The 6,214-nt window shown below is 41.2% G+C and carries 5 protein-coding genes; 1 reads left to right on the top strand and 4 read right to left on the bottom strand.

Features of this window, described 5'->3' with window-relative positions; translation table 11 throughout:
- The 4 genes from B3B27_RS07480 to B3B27_RS07495 form a co-directional block, all read right to left on the bottom strand.
- A partial coding sequence (locus B3B27_RS07480) for a SusC/RagA family TonB-linked outer membrane protein (protein WP_286847215.1) occupies positions 1-1,169 on the bottom strand: 1,169 nt, incomplete at its 3' end.
- Positions 1,170-1,456: 287 nt separating this feature from the next.
- Positions 1,457-3,145 (bottom strand): DUF6377 domain-containing protein, encoded by a 1,689-nt coding sequence (locus tag B3B27_RS07485; protein WP_238868161.1) that lies wholly within the window; start codon positions 3,143-3,145, stop codon positions 1,457-1,459.
- A 7-nt stretch (positions 3,146-3,152) separates the two neighbouring features.
- Positions 3,153-4,565 (bottom strand): 23S rRNA (uracil(1939)-C(5))-methyltransferase RlmD, encoded by a 1,413-nt coding sequence (gene rlmD, locus B3B27_RS07490; protein ID WP_238868162.1) that lies wholly within the window; start codon positions 4,563-4,565, stop codon positions 3,153-3,155.
- Between the two features lie 412 nt (positions 4,566-4,977).
- Positions 4,978-5,520, bottom strand: coding sequence for a DUF2961 domain-containing protein (locus B3B27_RS07495; protein WP_238868163.1), 543 nt, complete (start codon positions 5,518-5,520; stop codon positions 4,978-4,980).
- A 335-nt stretch (positions 5,521-5,855) separates the two neighbouring features.
- Between B3B27_RS07495 and B3B27_RS07500 the strand changes: the two genes are divergently transcribed.
- Positions 5,856-6,214: ligand-binding sensor domain-containing protein (locus tag B3B27_RS07500; protein WP_349681149.1), on the top strand; the 359-nt coding region annotated here is incomplete at its 3' end.

Below are 6,214 nucleotides of genomic sequence, written 5' to 3' on the forward strand. Positions count from 1 at the left end.
GTACCGCGAATATCATAAGAACCCTGTTTCTTGATATCGTGACTCAGGGTTATATTGTTCCCGAATTTTATCCATGAACGCACGTTCGATTCGCTATTGAACTGCACCGTGTATCGTCGGTATGATGTATTAGACACAACACCGTCCTGATCGAATACTCCTCCCGACACATAATAATTTCCCTTATCACTACCTCCGGAATAGGAAACCGTATAGTTTCTCATTCTCGCCGAACGGAAGAGTTCATCAAGCCAGTCGGTACCTTCACCCCAAACCGTTGGATCAGCAAAGTCGGCGCGCTGTGTCAGCGGGGAGGAGGCGAACTGGTTATAATTGGCAATCATCTCGTTATGTAACGAGGCAAACTGTGTAGCATTCAACATCTGTGGCATGCCGGTAGCAGTTTGTACTCCCCAGTTCGCACTAAATGAGATAGATCCGTCACCAGATTTCCCCTTCTTCGTGGTAACCAATATGACGCCGTTTGCCCCCCGCGACCCGTAAATGGCAGTGGCAGAAGCATCTTTGAGCACATCCACGGTTTCCACATCTTCCATATTCAGGGAATTGATTCCCAGGTCCGTGGGTACCCCGTCTATAACCAGAAGCGGTTCGCTGTTATTGATAGTGCTAATTCCCCTGATGCGGAAGGAGACATTGTCACCCGGTTTACCGGAGGAGATGACCTGCACACCTGCAGCCCGTCCCTGAAGCGCTTCCCCGATACTGGCTACCGGCTTGTCCTTCATCGTCTCCCCCGAAACCGATGATACAGCGCCTGTGAGATCTCTTTTTTTCATCACACCATATCCGATTACAACCAACTCATCCAGCAGCTGATTGTCCTCTTTTAGCACAATAGAGAGATTCGTTTTACCAGCAACCGATATCTCCTGCGGGTGATATCCCATATAAGATATGGTTATTACTGATGATTCGGGCACTGCCAAAGAAAAATTACCATCGATATCACTTACGGTACCGGTTGTAGTCCCTTTTACAAAAACGGAAGCACCTATAACAGAAACACCATTCTCATCAGTGATATTCCCGGAAATAGTTTTTTGATTCTGAGCCGACAGATGAATACTGAATATTACACACAACATCAATAATAATAATAACCTGCATGCAATAGGCTCTTTGGATAATTTTTGTTTTTCCCCCATGTTAATAAATTTAGAAAATAAAAAATACAAAGGTTATAGTCACATTTATACATCAATTTACATTAGTACTTTTCTAGGGTCGACTAATTAAAATTTCATCGTTCTCGTTTAATTTCAATGAATAGTAGCCTCAAGATAAATTCAACAATAACATAGGCAAATGTAAAAGATGAAGTAACAGAAAAAAAATCAGGATAGTTAACATATAGATACAACAATAGTTATACAGTCTGTACATCAGCATAATACTCAAATATAGAGACGTGAAAAAGTAGATGATATATATCTCAAATTTTCTGTATAACTCCAATTTTCCTCACAAGACTTTCAAATTTATCGCGGGGTACAGCCGCTTTATTTCGTACTCTAGTACGATAATTATAGATAGTGTTTACCGAATAATGCAGGAAATTGGCAATGCGTGAACTGTCGGTTATCCCTAACCGGATCAGGGCAAATATACGTAGTTCTACGTTCAGCAATTCATTAGGTTTCAGGTTAAATTGTTCTTCTTCGAGCAACAGAGAGTTAAATTCCTCCACGAAATTGGGATACAGATGAAGAAAGATGTTATCGAACAGTTTATATAGCTCCTTCAGCTCCTGATCAATCATATCATGCGATTTCAACATCCTGAAAAGTTCGTCTATCTTTCGTTCGGCAGCTTTTTTATTGAGCGTGTTCCGGTATTTCTCTAGCTTATCTATATAGGTGGAACAAAGATCTAGGAAATGGCCGATATAGGTTTCCTTTATTTCGTTGGATTCGGACAATTCATCGTTTACATCCGACAATTTTCTATTCGTTCTGTTCAATTGATCGACAGTACGTTGTAAATCATTATTCAGGTCATTCAACTTCAGATTCGTTTGATATAACTCCTTTCTTATTCGGGCGATCTTTTTCATTTGTCGATAGACGTAGATAACAGCGATGATGAGGAACAGCGACAAGAGACTCACCAGAACAAGGAAGAGCTGCAGTTCTGACTGCTGATTCCTGACTTTTTCCTGATAAGCCGAATCGATTATCGGAAGTATTTGTGAGATTTCATACGTCCGCAAACGGGCATTACAAAACATGGCATCTTCCATCGACGATTTGATGCAATCATAAGCCTTTTCTATGTTACCGGTCTCAAATAGTGTGATCGCCAATGCCTGCATAGAAGCATTTTCCTTAATCGCATTCTTTATATCGCAAATAGCCGATATCGCATAATAGGCTATTTGCTTGTCAATATCTCCTTCTTTACGGTAAATATTTGCAAGGGCATAGGTTAAAACGGCCTTTTCATGATTCTCCTCTTCCGATTGATTGATTAGCTCTTGTAAAATTTGTTGTGATTCGGCTAATCGATTTTCGTCGAACAGCTTTTCGGCAAAAACAATCTTGTAATGGTTGGATTCTTTATTCAGGACACTTAACAACGAGTCCCGGTACAGGCTGCTCTTAACGGTATATACAGGAGCAATGGGATTATTGAACGAGTAGCTTCTATATAACTGCTTATAGCTATCATAATAGTTGACTAACAGGTTATCGGCGAGCTCAGTTTTATTGATATTCGTGAGAATATCTAATGCCTCGATATAGAGTCCCGAGACTATATATAAAGAGGTGAGATTAAGTTTCGATTCATTGATTCTGTAGCTATCACCTAAGCTTTCGGAGAGCTCCACATTCTGCTTAGCGTAATGAATGGCAGAATCGGAAATATAAGTTTTATACTCGTTAAACAACTGCAGGTTTATGTCGTATCGCTGCATCTCGTTCATATTGGGCATTCTCAACATCTGCTTTATCGAGGCGACACGTTCTTCTTTTTCGGACATGAACACTGCCTTATCTTCCATCATCTCGTATAGCATCTTGAGCACCTGCTCTTGTTGTGGTTCCGCGGCAAAAACATTGTCCACGGTAATAACAAAAACAACTGCCATTAATAGTACGAAAGTAGATGTGCGAACATTCATAATCAAATTAACCTCTTTTCTCCAACAACACCACATTCTCCACATGGTGGGTATGTGGGAACATGTCGACCGGCTGTACTCGTTTAACCTTGTATTTGCAGTCCAGCAGATTAAGATCACGCGCCTGAGTGGCCGGGTTACAGCTTACATAGACAATCCTTTCTGGTGCTGCAAACAAAATGGCATTGACAACATCTACGTGCATACCAGTGCGGGGCGGATCTGTAATAATTACGTCGGGATGACCATGTTCTGAAATAAACTCCGCCGTAAGTACATCCTTCATATCACCGGCAAAAAAGAGCGCATTTTCGATCCCGTTTATCTGCGCGTTTACCCTTGCATCCTCAATTGCCTCCTCTACATACTCAATACCAATTACTTTTTTTGCCTCACTTGCAACAAAGTTGGCGATGGTGCCAGTACCGGTATAAAGGTCGTACACCAGCTCATTGCCTGTGAGCTGTGCGAAGCTACGTGCAACCTCATAAAGATGATATGCCTGCTCGCTGTTAGTCTGGTAGAACGACTTGGGGCCGATCTTGAAGCTCAATCCTTCCATCTCTTCAAAGATATGATCCCTGCCGCGCCAGGTCACCACCTCCTGGTCGGTAATGGTATCGTTTGCTTTTTGGTTAATGATGTATAGCAGTGATGTAATTTGTGGAAATCTATCACTTATGAAATTCATCAACTCCTCTCTTTTTTCTACATCATCTTCATAAAAAACCACAATCACCATCCATTCTCCTATGGAACTGTTGCGGATCATAAGGGTGCGCATGAGCCCATTTTGGCAGCGCAGATCAAAAAAAGGGAAACCCTTTTCCAGGCAAAACTCCCGTATGCAATTCCGGATCTGATTGGAAAAATCATCCATCAGCCAGCATTTGTCGATATCAAGCACCTTATCGAACATGCCGGGGATATGGAAACCAAGAGCGTTCATTTGAGTGAACTCCTTACCAGAGCTTATCTCCTCCTCGGTGAGCCACCGTTTGTTGGAGAATGTAAATTCAAGCTTGTTGCGGTAAAAAGTGGTATCAGGTGCTCCCAGAATGGGGGTGATCTCTGGCAGTTCTACCTTGCCTATCCTTGTAAGGTTGTCAACCACCTGCTGCTGCTTGTGCCGCAGCTGCTCCTCATAGGGCAGGTGCTGCCACTTGCAGCCGCCACACATCCCGAAGTGCCGGCAGAAAGGATCGCTCCGCTGCGTTGAAAATTGCTGAAACCGCACTACCCTCCCCTCGGCAAAAGTGCTCTTCTTACGCGTTAGCTGGATGTCGGCCACATCGCCGGGAGCTGCAAAAGGTACAAACAGCGTCATGCCATCAACCTTCGCCACCGCCTTACCTTCGGCAGCTACGCCGGTAATTGTCACACCTTCCAGCAAGGGAAGTTGTTTTCTCTTTCTTGCCATCTGTTTTATCTCTTTATTTAAGATTCGCATGCATTACAATTACAACTAAGTTCGCGACAAACAATGTTTTATATTTAACTGTAATCATTTACATTCATAAATTATGCGAAAATTGAACTTTATATTTACAGATACAAAGATAGAGGTTTTTTAAACGAATTCGTCTAGATATTACCAGACAAAAATCATCTATCTTCGCTGGAGGGAGCTGTTGTCGTGCTCAATGCCGTCCCATGTCAAGGGCTAATGATTGAAGAACTCAATACAATCCATACCAACCTGGTATTTAGTTCCATCATAATTTTCATGTTCCAAATATTCTATTTGCAGTAAATTCTTTCCCTTATTAATATCTAAATTTCTCAGTATTTCTACACCTATCGTATCCTGCTCGTAAAATGGCTCTATAACTCTATGCCTTTGCTTGTTCAATGTTGATATTCTGATCCCCTTTGTTTTCGAGCAAGATATTGCATTTCCTTTTAAAAGGCATCACCCAGTAACACGACATAGTACTGTCATCGTCCACTTTCGTGTACCATGAATGGTTTTTTCTTATCTTATAACCTGTACCGAAAAAGTCGCCGATAGGAGCACTGATTGTCCTTATGCCATCAAATGAAATGTGAATTATAGTGCTTCGAAGTGCTTGTTCATAATTCTCAGCGTTAATTTTAAGGGTAATTGTGCGGATTGCAAAATAATCATCGAGATAAATCCTTAGCACTCCTCGTCTCGAATTCTCGCCGGAAAATGTCATCCACATCCTTACGATAGCTCCCGGTCCTTTTGCATCCATCAGCACATACTCCTTTCTGCCGTGATCGGTTTCAGTTCTTACAAACATGCTTCTGTCCCAATTAGCAAACCAGCTTTTTTGATCAGATTCAACCGATGCCCGGTCGTAACTGCTGAATTGTTTACAGAAATAGCCGGGTGAAGGATATTCAGCCAAAGTCTTCCTGTTTGTCATCTCAAGAAGAAGGCTCTCCTATGATATTTTTTGAGAATAAACGATATTGAGACTTATTGCCAACGAAAAAATAAGAATTCCTGTTTTTTTGATGGTTGGATTCATTCTTTGTTCTCCTCTTCTGAAATTGATTAAAAAGTGCCCCGATCAAAATTAATTGATAAATCCAGGCACAAAGAGGAATATCATTTCACAAAATGATACTATCTTCCCATTTCGCACAATTCCCGTTTATAAGAGGTGAAAATCAATAAAATTTACCGAAAAAATAATTACTTTAGTTATTAATTAACCTCGACATTAATTTTGGATGAATAATGAATACGAAAGTACCTATAATAACAGCCGTGTTGTTTTGCCTGGGCGGTTTGCTGTTATCACCGGCATCTTTGGCCAAAAACTCCGATTATTATTTCAGAAATATGGCTGTAGAGGACGGCCTTTCGCAAAATATGGTATATTCTATCTTACAGGATAAAACCGGTTTCATTTGGTTTGGCACGTTAGACGGGTTGAACCGGTACGACGGGCTAAGGTTTAAAATCTTTAAGAAAGACAACGAAAATAGCCGTAGCATCGGTTCAAATAAAATCCTGTCGCTGCTCCAAGATAGCAATGAGAAGATATGGGTTGGGACAACCAACGGAATATATATTTACGATCCAATGTGTGAAAA

This window comes from Proteiniphilum sp. UBA5463 (assembly GCF_002427225.1).
In the GTDB taxonomy this organism is placed as follows: Bacteria; Bacteroidota; Bacteroidia; order Bacteroidales; family Dysgonomonadaceae; genus Proteiniphilum; species Proteiniphilum propionicum.